18 protein-coding genes and 1 tRNA gene are annotated in these 14,678 nt (G+C 74.0%); 9 read left to right on the top strand and 10 right to left on the bottom strand.

The window, feature by feature from the left end:
• The first annotated feature begins 101 nt into the window (after positions 1–101).
• The 6 genes from ABZ801_RS17095 (at position 102) to ABZ801_RS17070 (ending at position 6,045) form a co-directional block, all read left to right on the top strand.
• Positions 102–557 (top strand): NUDIX domain-containing protein, encoded by a 456-nt coding sequence (locus tag ABZ801_RS17095; protein ID WP_360698626.1) that lies wholly within the window; start codon positions 102–104, stop codon positions 555–557.
• A 234-nt stretch (positions 558–791) separates the two neighbouring features.
• Positions 792–1,814 (top strand): LLM class flavin-dependent oxidoreductase, encoded by a 1,023-nt coding sequence (locus tag ABZ801_RS17090; protein WP_360698624.1) that lies wholly within the window; start codon positions 792–794, stop codon positions 1,812–1,814.
• Positions 1,815–1,882: 68 nt separating this feature from the next.
• Complete coding sequence (locus ABZ801_RS17085) at positions 1,883–2,842, top strand: PHB depolymerase family esterase (RefSeq protein ID WP_360698622.1); 960 nt, start codon at positions 1,883–1,885, stop codon at positions 2,840–2,842.
• An 88-nt stretch (positions 2,843–2,930) separates the two neighbouring features.
• The gene (locus ABZ801_RS17080) at positions 2,931–4,115 is read left to right on the top strand and encodes an amino acid deaminase/aldolase (RefSeq protein ID WP_360698620.1); all 1,185 of its coding nucleotides are present in this window, start codon (positions 2,931–2,933) and stop codon (positions 4,113–4,115) included.
• Between the two features lie 59 nt (positions 4,116–4,174).
• Positions 4,175–4,855, top strand: a complete 681-nt coding sequence (locus ABZ801_RS17075) for an SIMPL domain-containing protein (RefSeq protein WP_344950565.1) — start codon at positions 4,175–4,177, stop codon at positions 4,853–4,855.
• A gap of 65 nt (positions 4,856–4,920) precedes the next feature.
• Positions 4,921–6,045, top strand: coding sequence for a carbohydrate kinase family protein (locus ABZ801_RS17070; RefSeq protein WP_360698618.1), 1,125 nt, complete (start codon positions 4,921–4,923; stop codon positions 6,043–6,045).
• Between the two features lie 76 nt (positions 6,046–6,121).
• Here ABZ801_RS17070 and ABZ801_RS17065 read toward each other — a convergent pair whose 3' ends face one another.
• Positions 6,122–6,427, bottom strand: coding sequence for a DUF3618 domain-containing protein (locus ABZ801_RS17065; RefSeq protein WP_360698616.1), 306 nt, complete (start codon positions 6,425–6,427; stop codon positions 6,122–6,124).
• A gap of 186 nt (positions 6,428–6,613) precedes the next feature.
• On the opposite strand from ABZ801_RS17065, the gene bcp reads away from it, so the two are divergent.
• Entirely contained in the window at positions 6,614–7,081 is a 468-nt protein-coding gene (gene bcp, locus ABZ801_RS17060) for a thioredoxin-dependent thiol peroxidase (RefSeq protein WP_344950573.1), read from the top strand.
• An 88-nt stretch (positions 7,082–7,169) separates the two neighbouring features.
• On the opposite strand, the gene ABZ801_RS17055 is transcribed toward bcp, so the two are convergent.
• Positions 7,170–7,257: transfer RNA gene (locus tag ABZ801_RS17055), tRNA-Leu, on the bottom strand.
• 227 nt (positions 7,258–7,484) lie between these two features.
• On the opposite strand from ABZ801_RS17055, the gene ABZ801_RS17050 reads away from it, so the two are divergent.
• Together ABZ801_RS17050 and ABZ801_RS17045 are read left to right on the top strand one after the other, a co-directional pair.
• Positions 7,485–8,405: an MEDS domain-containing protein gene (locus tag ABZ801_RS17050; RefSeq protein WP_360698613.1), complete on the top strand. Its 921-nt coding sequence runs from the start codon at positions 7,485–7,487 to the stop codon at positions 8,403–8,405.
• Between the two features lie 4 nt (positions 8,406–8,409).
• Positions 8,410–9,330, top strand: a complete 921-nt coding sequence (locus tag ABZ801_RS17045) for a sensor histidine kinase (protein ID WP_360698612.1) — start codon at positions 8,410–8,412, stop codon at positions 9,328–9,330.
• A gap of 40 nt (positions 9,331–9,370) precedes the next feature.
• On the opposite strand, the gene ABZ801_RS17040 is transcribed toward ABZ801_RS17045, so the two are convergent.
• From ABZ801_RS17040 to murI, 8 genes are all read right to left on the bottom strand, one after another.
• On the bottom strand, positions 9,371–9,856 hold the full coding sequence (locus ABZ801_RS17040) for a ribosomal protein L7/L12 (RefSeq protein ID WP_360698610.1): 486 nt from the start codon (positions 9,854–9,856) through the stop codon (positions 9,371–9,373).
• 9 nt (positions 9,857–9,865) lie between these two features.
• The gene (locus ABZ801_RS17035; RefSeq protein WP_360698608.1) at positions 9,866–10,417 is read right to left on the bottom strand and encodes a hypothetical protein; all 552 of its coding nucleotides are present in this window, start codon (positions 10,415–10,417) and stop codon (positions 9,866–9,868) included.
• On the bottom strand, positions 10,407–10,970 hold the full coding sequence (locus ABZ801_RS17030) for a SigE family RNA polymerase sigma factor (RefSeq protein WP_360698606.1): 564 nt from the start codon (positions 10,968–10,970) through the stop codon (positions 10,407–10,409). Before ABZ801_RS17030 ends, ABZ801_RS17035 begins: the two co-directional genes overlap by 11 nt.
• A 22-nt stretch (positions 10,971–10,992) precedes the next feature.
• Positions 10,993–11,520 (bottom strand): hypothetical protein, encoded by a 528-nt coding sequence (locus ABZ801_RS17025; RefSeq protein ID WP_360698604.1) that lies wholly within the window; start codon positions 11,518–11,520, stop codon positions 10,993–10,995.
• A 105-nt stretch (positions 11,521–11,625) separates the two neighbouring features.
• Positions 11,626–12,267: an RdgB/HAM1 family non-canonical purine NTP pyrophosphatase gene (rdgB, locus tag ABZ801_RS17020; protein WP_360698602.1), complete on the bottom strand. Its 642-nt coding sequence runs from the start codon at positions 12,265–12,267 to the stop codon at positions 11,626–11,628.
• Positions 12,264–12,983: a ribonuclease PH gene (rph, locus tag ABZ801_RS17015; RefSeq protein WP_360698600.1), complete on the bottom strand. Its 720-nt coding sequence runs from the start codon at positions 12,981–12,983 to the stop codon at positions 12,264–12,266. The genes rdgB and rph overlap by 4 nt, the downstream gene beginning before the upstream one ends.
• 26 nt (positions 12,984–13,009) lie before the next feature.
• Positions 13,010–13,759, bottom strand: coding sequence for an MBL fold metallo-hydrolase (locus tag ABZ801_RS17010; RefSeq protein ID WP_360698598.1), 750 nt, complete (start codon positions 13,757–13,759; stop codon positions 13,010–13,012).
• Between the two features lie 30 nt (positions 13,760–13,789).
• A complete protein-coding gene (murI, locus tag ABZ801_RS17005; protein WP_344957466.1) occupies positions 13,790–14,602 on the bottom strand; it encodes a glutamate racemase in 813 nt (270 codons plus the stop codon).
• Positions 14,603–14,678: the final 76 nt, after the last annotated feature.

Below are 14,678 nucleotides of genomic sequence, written 5' to 3'. Positions count from 1 at the left end.
CTTTCGGAGACGGTGGAACGATCACGCTGGGTGAGACTTACGAGCTTACTGGCGGGCTCGCCGCCGTTCCCGGGCGCCGTACCGCCGAGAGGGGATTTTCCATGACCGAGACGCCGTCCGACCGTCCCGCCGTGCGCGTCATCTGCGTCGACTCCGGTGGGCGCGTCCTGCTGCTGCACTGGCACGACCCGGTGTCCGGCCGGGTCTTCTGGGAGCCGCCCGGCGGCGGCATCGACCCCGGGGAGACGCCCCTGGACGCGGCGCGCCGCGAACTGCGCGAGGAGACGGGCCTGCCCGGCGAGGCGATCCGGGACGTGTGCGTCCGGGTGGACCGCGACTTCCACTGGCTGGGCCGCCACTACGTCAAGGTCGAGCCGTTCTACCTGGCGCGTTTCGGCGGATCGCCGGCGGTGCGTCCGGGCGGGTTCACGCCCGAGGAGAACGAGACCTACCTGGGCCACGCCTGGCTCACCCACGAGGAGATCACCGCCCTCCCGAACATCGACCCGCCCCACCTGCTGACCGCCGTCGCCCCGCTGCTGGCGGCGGACGGCTGACGCGCCGATTGCCCGTTTCAGAAGCGCTGCCGTTCTTCGTGGCCGCCTGGACGGGACGCCGGGCATGAGCCACCCCCGGCACGACCTCGACCCGATCGTCCACACCCCGGCGCGGTTCTCCGTCCTGACGCTGCTGGCGGCGGTCGAAACCAGATCGCCGGCGCGGCTCCCCCGGCCGGCCACGAAGGATGATCCGGGCGCCGGGCGTTGTTGACCACGACCATGGGAGCGGCGTTGGGGCGCGTCCGGTGGTCGGTGCTCGACCGGTCCCGGACGCGGCGCGGGGAGAGCCATCAACGGGCGCTGCGGGAGACGGTGGAGTTCGCGCGGCAGGCCGAGGCGCTGGGGTTCCACCGTTTCTGGGTGGCCGAGCACCACGGCGTGCCGGGGGTGGCGGGCTCGGCGCCGACGGTGCTGGCGGCGGCCGTCGCGGCGGCGACCTCGCGGATCCGCGTGGGCACCGGCGGGGTGATGCTGCCCAACCACCAGCCGCTGGTGGTCGCCGAGCAGTTCGGCGTGCTGGAGTCGCTGTACCCGGGGCGGATCGACATGGGCCTGGGACGCTCGGTCGGGTTCACGGGCGGCGTGCGGCGCGCGCTCGGGCACGGCAAGGAGGACGCCGACGAGTTCTCCGAGCAGCTCGGCGAGCTGCTCGGCTACTTCACCGGCGACCAGCCGAAGCATCCCGGAGTGCACGCGTGGCCCGCCGAGGGGCTGGGGGTCCCCGCGTTCGTCCTGGCGACGGGCGCGGGAGCCGACGTGGCGGCGCGGTTCGGGCTGCCGCTGGTGATCGCGGCCGTCCGGGGCGAGCGCCGCATGCTCGACGCGATCGGCCGTTACCGCGACGGCTTCCGTCCGACCGTGTGGGGCGACGAGCCGTACGTGGTGATCTCCGGGACCGTCCTCATCGCCGACACCACCGAGCAGGCCCGGCGGCTGCTGGTGCCGGAGGCGTGGTCGATGGCCTACTCCCGGATGCGCGGAGAGTTCCCCCCGCTGATGCCGCCGCACGACGTCCCGTCCCCGGAGTCGATGAGCGAGCGGGAGCGCAGGCTGTTCGACGAGGCGATGCAGGGCCACGTCCACGGCACCGAGGACGAGGTCGCCGACGCCCTGGACGGCCTGCTCGCGCGTACGGGGGCAGACGAGTTCCTCGTGCACACCAGCACCTACGACCGCGCGGCCCGGCTTGACTCGCACCGGCGCCTGGCGCGTCTGGCGGGGCTGGCCGCCGAGCCGGTTGTCGTGCGAGGGTGAGCTGCGGAGACGCGCTTTGTTAACCGAGCGGTAGTTTCGGTGTGCGGCGGAGGGTTAGATTCGCACGCATGCGGCGACTTCTCGTCCTCCTCCTGACGGTCATGGTGGTGCTCGCCGGATGCACGGACGGCGGCGGCGACAGTGGCGGCGGCGACGGCACCGGCAAGCGGAAGGGCCCGGGTGCGGACGAGAAGCGGCCCGCGACCGTGGACGGCATCCCCACCTCCGCCGGCACGCACAAGCAGAAACTCGACGTGGGGACGTTCGGGCACCGCGAGTACCTGCTGCACGTCCCGCCGAAGATGGCGAACGGACGGTGGCGCGACGGCAGGCCGGCCAAGCCCATGCCGCTCGTGGTGGCGCTGCACGGGGGCCTGGCCACCATGGACAAGATGCGCACGCTGTCCGGGTTCGACGAACTGGCCGACGACAAGGGCTTCCTGGTCGCCTATCCCGACGGCTTCATGACCACCTGGAACGCCGGCGACTGCTGCGGGCCCGCCAAGATCGGCAAGATCGACGACGTCGGGTTCCTCACCAGGCTCATCGACCGGCTGACCGGCGCGGGCCTGGCCGACGCCGGGCGCGTGTACGTCACCGGCTTCTCCAACGGCGCGGGCATGGCGTACCGCGTGGCCTGCGAGAAGCCCGGCAAGGTCGCCGCGATCGGGGTGGTCGAGGGCGCGCTGGTGACCGAGTGCGATCCGGACCGCCCGGTCGCCGCGATGATCTTCCACGGGACGGCCGACCGCAACGTCCCGTTCGACGGCGGCGGACGCCGCGACGTCAACGACGACCGCCCCTACCCGCCCGTCTCGTACGCGGTCGACGTCTGGCGCGACGCCGGGAACCTGCCGCGGCTGCGGCCCAAGGTCATCAGCGTCGGCGCGATCGAGTGCGACTCCACCGGCCGGGGCGCGCGGGGCGCGGAGGTCACCCTGTGCCGGGTGCGGGGCGGCACGCACGAGTGGCCGTCCCGCGCGAGCACCATGCTCTGGGACTTCTTCGCCGAGCACTCCCGCGCCTGACGCCCGGCCGCGCCCCGCGCCCACCCCGGGCGCTCCGCCGGATATGAACTGTTTTCATATTCGCCGGAACCTGTGGCAGGGTGTGCCCATGAACCTCCGGGAGCGCTACGACGCGGCCACCGCCGCCCTCGACGCCCCGTTCGCGGTCGTGGACCTGGCCGCGTTCCGGGCCAACGCCGCCGACCTCGTCCGGCGCGCCGCCGGCAAGCCGATCCGCGTCGCCAGCAAGTCCGTGCGGTGCCGGGCGCTGCTGGAGGAGGCCCTCGCCATGGACGGCTTCGCCGGCGTCATGGCGTTCACCCTTCCCGAGGCCCTCTGGCTGGCCGAACGGCGCGTCAGCGACGACATCCTCGTCGCCTACCCCACCACGGACCGCACCGCCCTCACCGCGCTCGCCCGCGACGAGCACGCCGCCCGCACCGTCACCCTCATGGTCGACTGCGACGACCATCTCGACCTCATCGAACGCTGCGCCGAAGGCCGCCCCGTACGCGTCTGCGTCGACGTCGACGCCTCCTACCGCGCCCTGCACGGACGGCTGCGCGTCGGCGCACGCCGCTCCCCGCTGCACGCCCCCGCCCAGGTGCGCGCCTTCGCCGAACGCATCCTCAAACGGCCCGGCCTGCGACTCGTCGGGCTCATGGCCTACGAAGGGCAGATCGCCGGCGTCGGCGACCTGCCGCCCGGCCGGCCCGTGCGCGCCCGCGCCATCCAGGTCATGCAGCGCCGCTCCCGCCTGGAACTCGCCCGCCGCCGCGCCGCCATCGTCACCGCCGTCCGTGAACTGACCGACCTGGAGTTCGTCAACGGCGGCGGTACCGGCAGCGTCGAGAAGACCGCCGCCGAACGCGCCGTCACCGAGGTCGCCGCCGGATCGGGTCTCTACCAGCCGCACCTGTTCGACCACTACTCCAACTTCCGCGGCCGCCCCGCCGCCCTGTTCGCGCTGCCGGTCGTCCGGCGCCCCGCCCCCGGCGTGGTGACCTGCCTGGGCGGCGGCTACCTGGCGTCCGGCCCCGGCGACCCGATCCGCCTCCCCCAGCCCTACCTGCCCACCGGCCTGTCCTACGACCCGGAGGAGGGCGCCGGAGAGGTCCAGACGCCGCTGCTCGGCGAGACCGCCGACCGGCTGGCGATCGGCGACCGCGTCTGGTTCCGGCACACCAAGGCCGGCGAACTGTGCGAACGCTTCGCCGAACTCCACCTCATCGACGGCGACCGCCTGGTGCGGACCGTCCCCACCTACCGGGGCGAGGGCCGCACGTTCCTGTGAGGCCCCTTTCCCCGGCCGCGCGCCGGTGAAATGGCGGGCCGGCGTCGTACATTGTGGGCATGAGCGACGCCCCAGTGATCAGCGTCCGCGGCGAGGTCGTGCTGGAGGCCCAGCCCGAACTGGCCCTGCTGTCGGTGCACGTCCAGAGCCAGGAGGACGAGCGCCGCACCGCCCTGGACCGCCTCGTCGAACGCAACCAGCACGCCCTCGACCTGATCAGGTCGTACGGCGCCGCGGTGGAGCGGGTCGAGACGGGCGGCCTGGCCATCTCGCCGGTGCTGCGGCAGCGGCGCCGCGAGGGCGAGATCCGCGCCTACCAGGGCACCGCCTGGATCAAGGTCACCGTCGTGGACTTCACCGTGCTCGGCGAGCTGGTCACCCGGCTCGGCGACATGGAACGCACCTTCGTCCACGGCCCCCAGTGGGACCTGCGCCGCGACAGCGAGGTCTACGCGCGGGCCGCCCGCCAGGCCGCGCAGGAGGCCGTCGCCCGCGCCCGCAGCTACGCCGAGGCGCTCGGCGCCCGCCTCACCGGCCTGGTCGAGCTCGCCGACTCCGGCCTGATCAGGGACAACGTCCGGGCCGCGACGCCCATGATGGCGGCGCCCATGGCCGCCGAGACCTACGGCGCCGTCCCGCCGTCCGAACCCGAGCCGATCGTCCTGGAACCCGAGACCCAGCTCGTGCGCTCATCCGTCGAGGCCCGCTTCACCGTGACCGCTCCCGACCTGGACGGCTAGGGGCGCGTGACGGGACGACGGGGTCCCGCGCAGGCATGCCACCGAAACGGGGGGATGAGATGACCGTGACCGACCCGGGGCCGCCGCCCGGCACGCCCCCCGAGCCCTCCCTGCGGGACCCGTGCGCCGAACGCGGCCCCGCCGGCGACATCCTGCACGCCGGAGACGTGCCGCACTACGGCCTGGACGTCTTCCTGACCGGCCGGGTCTTCATGGACATGATCTTCACCGGGCTGCCCGGCCTGCCCCCGCCCGGCACCGAACTGGTCACCGACGGCCTCGGCTCGGCCCCCGGCGGCGTCGCCAACCTCGCCGTCGCCATGAGCCGCCTGGGCCTGCGCACCGGCCTGGCCAGCGCGTTCGGCGACGACATGTTCGGGGCCTACCTGTGGCGCGCCCTGTCCGAGCAGGAGGGCGTCGACCTGCGCTGGTCCCGCGAGATCACCGGCTGGCCCACGCCGGTCACGGTGTCGCTGGCCTACGACTCCGACCGCAGCATGGTCACCTACGCCCGTCCCGCCCCGCCCGGCGACACCGATCTGGTCACCGAGCCGCCCGCCGCCGCGACCTGCTTCGTCGACATCGACCGCCCCGTCCCCGGCTGGGCCCTGGAACTGCGCCGCGCGGGCACCCGCGTCTTCGCCGACGTCGCCTGGGACCCCACCGAGACCTGGTCCACCGACGTCCTCGACCGTCTCCGCCACGTCGACGTCTTCCTGCCCAACGCCGTGGAGGCCATGGCCTACACCCGCACCCGCACCCCCGAGGAGGCCCTGCACGCCCTCGCCGACCGCGTCCCCGTCGTGGTCGTCAAGCAGGGCGCCGCCGGCGCCATCGCGATCGACTCGTCCACCGGCGAACACGCCCACGCCGACGCCCTGCCGGTCGAAGCCCTCGACCCCACCGGCGCGGGCGACGTGTTCGCCGCCGGGTTCGTCTTCGGCACCCTCGCGGGCTGGCCACTCGGCCACCGGCTGTCGTTCGCCAACCTGTGCGCGGGCCTGTCCGTCCGCCACCACAGCGGCTCGCTGGGCGCCCCCTGCTGGGGCGAGATCGCCGCCTTCGGCGACACCGGCGAAGTACCGCCCGAGGTGCTCGAACGGTACGCCTTCATCGTGCCCTACATCCCCGAGGCCGAACTCGAACGCGGCCCCGACTGGGTCACCCGCGCCGAACCGACCCTCCGCTGACCCGCGGCCCTTCACTGCCGGGCACGGAAAAGGCGCCGGCCGCGGGAGCGGACCGGCGCCTGTTCGAGGGGATCGTTCAGCGTCGCCTGCGGCGCCAGACGACCAGGGCGGTGATCGTCACCGCCACGCCGACGCCGATCAGCAGGGCCCGGCGGTCGCCGCCCGCACGCTCCCCCGGCTCCTGGCCGTCGGCCGGGGTCAGCATGGTGCGGGCGACCTTGGCGACCTGCCCGGCCTCCTCCTTGATCCGCTCGGCGCCGCGCTGGGCGACGTTGCGGGGACTGACCCGGTCGGCCAGCGCGTCGATGGTGCGGGCGAGCTCCTGGCGGGTGCGCTCGATCTCCCGCTCCAGCGCCTCCGGGTCGCGGGCCCTGTCAGCCATGCCGTTTCCTATCGTCGTTCGTGGTCTTCGAGATCGTCCCGCCCGTTCGAGGACCGGATCCGGGCATCGTGTCACGGGCGTCGGCAGCGCATGATCCGAACAGTCTGTCAGGTCTTCCCGCCGAACGCCCGCCTCACCCCAGCCGGTACGGTGGAGGCGTCCATTCGAGCAGGAAAGGCGGATGTGGTGTCCGATCGGCTGCAGCCCGGCGACGTCGCCCCCGAGTTCGAGCTTCCCGACGCCGACGGCAACCCGGTGTCCCTGGCGTCGCTGCGCGGCAGGCGGGTGATCCTCTACTTCTACCCGGCGGCCATGACCCCCGGCTGCACCAAGGAGTCGGTCGACTTCCAGTCCAGCCTCGCCGACTTCGAGGCCGCGGGCGCCACCGTCATCGGGGTCTCCCCCGACGAGCCGCCCAAGCTCGCCAAGTTCCGCGAGAAGGAGGGGCTGACCTTCCCGCTGCTGTCCGACCCCGACGCCGACGTGCTGCGCGCGTACGGGGCCTACGGCGAGAAGAAGCTCTACGGCCGCGTCGTCGTCGGCGTGATCCGCTCCACCTTCATCATCGACCCCGACGGCAAGATCGAGCAGGCCTACTACAACGTGAAGGCCACCGGCCACGTCGACCGCCTCCGCCGCGACCTCGATCTGTGAGCTCCGGCTCCGAGGGCCTCGGCGCGCCCGGCCGCCGAGGCCCTCGGGCGAGGGCGCCCGCGCGAGGCGGCGAGCACGCGCATTCGACTGGTGCGGGCGGGGGGACTCGAACCCCCACGGTGTCACCACCAACAGGACCTAAACCTGCCGCGTATGCCGGATTTCGCCACGCCCGCCGGAATGTCGCGAGGAAACTTCGATCAGCTTAGCGCCCGGACGGGTGGGTGACGCATCCGGTTTACCGGCATTCCCGGCCACCTGAGGCCGCCGCCATCGCAAAAACGGCGGGGGCGGGCGGCTTACTCTGGGGCATGGCGCCGTTTCAGGTGGATCATGCCGCTCCCCGTCGGCATGATCCCGCTTTCGCGGGCGGGAACGCCGGCCTCGATCGGCGGGGCCCGTCATGAGCGAGCCGGGCGGCGGGTGGTTCGCCGAGCGCGCCGTGGGCGAGTTGCGGCCGGGGGATCATGGGTGGCTCGCCTACCGCACGCCCGAGGAACGCGAGCTGGTCATCGGTGACTTCGTGCACGACGGGTTGCGCAACACCGAGGAGAAGGTCGTGTACGTCACCGACGCGCCGCCCGAGCGGCTGCCGGGCGTGCGGCGGCTGGCCGGTGCGGACCTGCTCGACCGGGTGCGCCGCCGGCAGCTGCGCGTGCTGTCGCGGGAGCTGACCTGCCTCGACCGGACCGGGCGGTTCGATCCGCCGCGCATGCTGGACGCGGTGGCGCGCGAGGTGGAGTCGGCGTTCGGGCAGGAGTTCCGGGCCGTGCGCGTCACCATCGACTTCAGCTGGCTGCTGGCCGCGCCCGGACCCGCCGGCCTGACGCGGATGCTCAGCTGCGAGCACCTGGTCGACCAGGCCGTCTCGCCCAGCACCACCACCATGGCGATCTGCCAGGTGCGCCGTGGAGCCCGTCCGCGGGACGAGCTGACGGCGCTGCGCGACGCGCACGAAGTGCTGGTGGCGGCCAATCCGGAGTACGACGACGGCGTCCTGAGGATCGTGCGCACGTTCGAGCCGCACGGGCTGCGGGTGGAGGGCGAGCTGGACGCGGCGCGGCACACGGTGTTCGCCGACCAGCTCGCGCGGGTCACGGCCACGCGGCGGCGGACGCACCTGGACCTGTCCGGGCTGCGCTTCATCGACGTGGCCGGGCTGGCCCTGCTGGCGCGGCACGCCGCCGGCCTGCCCGGCGGGCGCGGCCTGGTGCTGGACGACGTGCCGGCCGGCGTGGCGGAGCTGATCGACATGGTCGGCCGGCGCCGGCTGCCCGGGCTGCTGCGGGGCCGTCGCCGTCCCGTCCCGGCGCGGGAGAACTGACCTCATGGCGTTGGAGCACCGGGCGTTCCTCTACCGCGGCCTGGAGGAGTTCCTGCGGGTCGCCGTGCCGTTCCTGCGCGACGGGGTGCGGGCGGGGGACGCGGTGGTGGCGGTGGTCCGCGAGCCCGGCCTGGGCGCGCTGCGTGACAGCCTGTCCGGTTTCGAGGGGCTCGTACGGTTCTACGACTCCGAGGAGTTCTACCGGCATCCCGTGCGGACGCTCAAGCAGTACCAGCAGCTGGTCAACGCGATGGCGCCGCGCCGCGTCCGGGCCCTGGCCGAGCCGGTGTGGCAGGGGCGGGACGCCCGGGAGACGGTGGAGTGGGCGCGGTACGAGTCGCTGATCAACCTGGTGTTCGGCGGTGTCGACGCGCTGGCGTTGTGCCCGTACGACCGGGCGGCGCTGCCCGGCGCGGTCCTCGACCACGCCCGGCGTACGCATCCGCTGCTGCTGGACGGCGGTGCGACGGTCCGCAACGGCCGCTACACGGATCCGGTGGACTTCGGGGACGAATGCGACCGCGCCCGCCGCGTCGGCCGTCCCGCCGACGCCGATTACCTGCCGATCCGGTCGAACGACCTGTATCCGCTGCGCGCCTTCGTCGGCGAGCGGGCGGTGCGGCACGGGCTGTACGGCGGTTCGGCGCGGAACCTGGTGACGGCGGCGAACGAGGTCGCCGCCAACGCGCTGGCGTACGGCTGCCCGCCGGTCGGGCTGTGGCTGTGGCGGGACGGCCGGAACGTGGTGTGCGAGGTCGGTGACCACGGCCTGTGGCGTCCGCGGCCGGATTCGCTGACGGGGTTCGTTCCGCCCGGCTCGGCGCTGGAGCGCGGTTTCGGGCTGTGGACGGTCCGGTTGCTGGTGGACCTGATGGAGTTGCGCACCGGCTGGGACGGCACGTTCGTGCGCCTCTACGCCGCCTGAGGCGCTTCCTGAGACGTCTTATGAGACGTCATGTGAGGCGTCATTCGAGGGCGGCGACGAAGCGTTCGGCCTCGCCGCGGCTCATGCCGGTCTCGGCGCGGACGAGGGCGATGGCCGACTCGACGTCGGCGTTGGCCTTGAACTCCCGGACCCGGTCGGAGAGGGTGGCGGCGCCGATGACGGGCCGGGGCGGGACGCGTCCGTCCTTGAGGGCGTCGACGAAGTCCTTGGCCTCCTTGAGTCCCAGGCCGGTGTCCATGCGCACCTCCTTGATCGCCTGGATCACCCGGCCCTGCCCGATCAGTTCGAGCGCGCGGTCGCGGGTGGCGGCGGGGACCCCGACGACGGGCGGGACGGAATCGGGGGCGGGGGCGGGCACGCCGACGACGGCGGAGGACGGTTTGACGTAGGCCGTCTCGTGCCGGCGCCGGCGCCGTCGCTCCGCGCTCCGGGCCACCGCGATCATCAGCAGGCCCAGGATCAGCACGACGACGGCGCCGAGCATGATCATCTCGGTCGTGGACATTGCGTCACTTTAACGCGACCCCGTGGGCGGCCGTGGCGTCTCCGGCACCGCCGTCGCCGGCGGTCGTTCGGGCGCCACCGGGCGCCTGGTCGACGGCTGCGCGGTCGGCTCCGGCCGCCGCGGTGGCGTCGAAGGGCCGGGGGCCGTCGGCGGGGACGGCGGTGTGGTGCGGGAACGCTCCGCCGACCTCGACACCGGCGGTCGTGACGGAGCCCGGGGCGGCGACGGCACGGGCGTGGGTGTCGTGGTGGCCGCGGGCGAGGGCGGCGCGGCGGGCCGTGGCGGCGGCGTCGGCTGCGGGGATCGCCACAGCAGGATCGCCGCGGCGAGGACGACGGCGGCCGTGGCGGCGGCCGCGAGGACGGGCAGCGCCCAGCGCCGGACGCCGGCGCCGTCCCGCAGCGGGTTCCGCGCCCACGCGCCGGCGCCTCGCGTCCGCGTGCCGTCGGCCCCGGGCCGGGCGACGGCGCGGTAGCGGCGCACGAGCGCCGGGTCGGCGTCGATCTCCTCGGCGGCCCGGCGGTAGTGGTCGCGCAGCAGGGCTTCGAGCTCATCGTCCATGCGCCCCGTCCCCTTCCGCCGCGGGCCGCGGCTCCTCGGCCGTCATGTGCTCGCGCAGGGCCGCCATGGCGCGCGCGGCGTGGCTCTTGACCGTTCCCCGGGAGATCCCGAGGGTCTCGGCGATCTCCTGTTCGCTCAGATCGCACCAGTAGCGCAGCACCAGGACGGCGCGCTGCTTGGGCGGCAGGGCGCGCAGCGCCTCGTCCAGTTCGCCGTCCGCCCCGCCGGCCGCCCCGCCGGGCGGTCCGGCGGGCGCGGTCCCGGCCAGTCGTTCCACCTCGGTCACGGAGCCGACCGGCAGGTCGCGGCGGCGCTTTCGCTCGTCGATGGCCAGGTTGACGATGATCTTCCGGGCGTACGCCTCGGGGTTGCCCGACGCCAGCCGCCGCCACCGCCGGGCGACCCGCTCGTAGGCCAGTTGCACCAGATCCTCGGCGACGTGCCGGTCGTAGACGAGGAAGACGGCGGTGCGCAGCAGGGGGCCCGCGGTGGCGGTCACGAACTCCTCGAACGTCGTGACGTCGCCGCCGCGGACCTCCTGGGTGCTGCTCAACGCGGACACGTACGGGCCGCGCCTAGCGCCGCGGCTGCGGCGGGCAGGGCGCAGGAACCGGCCGCTCCGGCGGGGCCGTCGGCTTGGCGGCCGGCGGCGCGGGGCGTGCCGTGGACGGCCGGGGCTCGGGCGTCCTGGCCGTGTCCCGCGTGGACGGACGCGCCGGAGTGCGCGTGGGGTCCGCCGGGCGGGGCACCGGGCTGGCCGACGGCGGCCGGGGCGGTGTCGACGGCCGCGCCGTCGCGCAGGGGCGCGGAGGCGTGGTCGGCGTGGGCGGGCGCGTCGTCGGCGGCTGCGGCGCGGCCGTGGGCTGGGGCGGCGCCGACGGGCGGGCGGGCGGCGCGGTGGGCCGGTCCGGGCGGACGGGCGGCGCCGACGGCCCGAGGGTGCCCCTGGCCGCGACCTTGGCCGCGTCCGTGGTGTCCGCGGCGTCCGTGCCCGCCGCCGCGCCGAGCCAGATGCCCGTGCCCAGCACGCCGGCACCGACGACGCCCGCGACCGCCATCGTGACCCGCCCGCGCGGACGCCGGAAACGCCCTTTTTCGCTCATGTTGCTCCTCGGGGTGAACAGAGTGACACCCCTTGAACCCGCGCGGCGCGCCGTGAGGTTGTCACGGCGCCGGTCTTTTTTCGGCGGGTGCGGGCGAGGAGCCCGTCAGCGGGACGTCGCGGCGAGGGCCTCGGGAAGCAGGGCGGCGAGGTCGCGGAAGGCGCGGCCGCGGTGGCTGATCGCGTTCTTCTCCTCGGGCGCCATCTCGGCGCTGGTGCGGGTCTCGCCCTCGGGCAGGAAGATCGGGTCGTAGCCGAAGCCGCCGGTGCCGCGCGGGGCGTCCAGGAGGCGGCCGCGCAGCCGTCCCTCCACGCAGTGCTCGGCGCCGCCGGGCAGTACCAGCGCGGCGGCGCAGACGAACGCGGCGCCCCGGTGCGGGGCGGCCACGTCGGCGAGCTGGTCCAGCACCAGGTCGAGGTTGGCGCGGTCCTTGTCGCCCGTCGCCTCGCCGAACCGGCCGGACCAGCGTGCCGACAGCACGCCGGGCATGCCGTTCAGGGCGTCCACGCACAGCCCGGAGTCGTCGGCGACGGCGGGCAGGCCGGTGTGCGCGGCGATCGCGCGGGCCTTGAGCAGGGCGTTGCCCGCGAAGGTGGCCTCGGTCTCGGGGACCTCGGGCGCGTCCGGGAACTCGGCCAGGCCGACGACCTCGACGCCGGAGCCGTCGGCGGCGCGCAGGCCGGCCAGGATGTCGCGCAGCTCGGCGATCTTCCCCTGGTTGCGTGTGGCCAGGACGAGCCGGGTCATCGGCCGAGCGCCTCCTGCTGCAGGACGGTCAGCTCGGCGCAGCCGCCCGCGGCCAGGTCCAGCAGGGCGTCCAGCTCGGCCCGGTCGAACGGCCGCCCCTCGGCGGTGCCCTGCACCTCCACGAACCGGCCGTCGCCGGTGCACACCACGTTCATGTCGGTCTGGGCGACGACGTCCTCTTCGTAGCACAGGTCGAGCCGGGCCTCGCCGTCGATGACGCCGACGCTGACCGCCGCGACGGAGGTGATCAGCGGCTCGCCCTTGGTCATGCCGCGCCCGCGCATCCAGGCCACCGCGTCGGCGAGCGCGACGTACGCGCCGGTGATCGCGGCGGTGCGGGTGCCGCCGTCGGCCTGCAGCACGTCGCAGTCGAGCTGGACGGTGTTCTCGCCCAGCGCCTTGTAGTCGACGCAGGCCCGGATGGACCGGCCGATCAGCCGGGAGATCTCCTGGGTGCGGCCGCCCAGCCGCCCCTTGACCGACTCGCGCTCGTTGCGGGTGTTGGTGGCGCGCGGCAGCATGGCGTACTCGGCGGTCACCCAGCCGAGGCCGCTGTCGCGGCGCCAGCGCGGCACCGAGTCCTGCACGGAGGCCGCGCACAGCACGCGCGTGCCGCCGAACTCGATGAGCACCGAGCCCTCCGCGTGGTCGAGCCAGCCGCGCTGGATGCGGACGGGACGGAGCTGGTCTGGTGCGCGATCGTCGGGGCGTGCCATGGGGACCACCCTAGTCCCCGGGCGCGTCACAGGTCGTAGGCGGCGCCCACGTGGGCCAGTTCGATGGTGCCCCCGAACGTGCTGGCCTTGGCCTCGGCCAGGGAGCGGTTCGCGTCGTTCCAGGGCACCAGATGGGTCAGCACGAGCCGGCGGGCGTCGGCCCGGGCGGCGTGCTCACCCGCCTCACGGGCGGTGAGGTGCAGGTCGTTGGGCAGGTCGGGCTGCTCCAGGAAGGACGCCTCGCACAGGAACAGGTCGGCGTCGCGGGCCAGCTCCACCAGCGCGGCGGACCGGCCCGTGTCGCCCGAGTAGGCCAGGACCTTGCCGTCGTGCTCGACGCGGAAGGCGTACGCCTCGACGGGGTGCGGCATCTGCGCGGTGGTCACGCGGAACGGCCCGATCTCGAACGGGCCGCGCAGCAGCGGACGGAAGTCGAACGCCTCGGCCATGCCCGGCTCGGGCTCCAGGTCGTAGGCCTTGGCCATGCGGGCCGCGGTGCCCTCGGGCCCGTAGACGGGGATGCGGGGCGCCGGGCCGCCGGGACAGTACCTGCGCGCCACCCAGTAGCCGCACAGGTCCAGGCAGTGGTCGGCGTGCAGGTGCGACAGGCACACGGCGTCGATGTCGTAGAGGCCGTGGTAGCGCTGCAGCGTGCCGAGTGCTCCGCTGCCCAGGTCGAGCAGCAGGGAGTAGTCCTCCGCCTGGATCAGATAGCAGGACGCGGGGCTCTCCGGCCCCGGGAAGCTGCCGGAGCAGCCGATCACAGTGACCCGCACGCTCACTCCTCCTCTTGTGTTCCCGAGGAATCAGGTGGTCAGAGCCTTGTTCGCGGTGGGCTCCACGAGGCCGATCTCCGGGCCCAGGAATCGGCGGCCGAGCGCCGCGAACACGGCCGGGTCACCGGTCGCGCGGAACCGGTGGACGGGCGGGGGCGCGGCCTCCGCCCGGGCCAGCCCCTGGTCGTGCAGCACTCGATAGACGTCCTTGGCGGTCTCGTCGGCACTTGAGACCAGTGTGACCCCGTCTCCCACGACATACGAGATGACGCCGGTAAGCAATGGGTAGTGGGTGCACCCAAGGATCAGGGTGTCGCAGCCGGCGTCGACGACGGGCCGCAGGTATCCGCGCGCCGCCTCCAGCAGCTCGTCGCCCATGGTCACCCCGGACTCGACGAACTCCACGAAACGGGGGCAGGCGGCGGCGGTCAGCTCGATGTGCGGGGCGGCGGCGAAGGCGTCCTCGTAGGAGCGGCTGGTCACCGTCGCACGGGTGGCGATCAGCCCGACCCGGCCGTTGCGGGTGGCGCGGGCGGCCCGCCGCACCGCCGGGTTGATCACCTCGACGACCGGCACGTCGTAGCGTTCGCGGGCGTCGCGCAGCATCGCCGAGCTGGCGCTGTTGCAGGCGATGACCAGCATCTTCACGCCCTCGTCCACCAGCTGGTCGAGCATCTCCAGGGCGAAGGCGCGCACCTGCGCGATGGGCCGCGGCCCGTACGGCTGGCGCGCCGAGTCGCCGAGATAGACGATCGACTCGTTCGGCAGCTGGTCCAGGATGGCGCGGGCCACGGTCAGCCCGCCGAAACCGCTGTCGAAGATCCCGATCGGCGCGTCAGACATGAGACTCAAGGCTAGGCGAACGGACGCCGCCGAGGCGCGTCATGCGTCGGACATCACACGGTCACATGCTCGAAAC

The sequence above is a fragment of the Actinomadura sp. NPDC047616 genome (genome assembly GCF_040642915.1).
In the GTDB taxonomy this organism is placed as follows: Bacteria; Actinomycetota; Actinomycetes; order Streptosporangiales; family Streptosporangiaceae; genus Spirillospora; species Spirillospora miaoliensis.
This window is presented reverse-complemented; position numbering and strand designations above follow the sequence as displayed.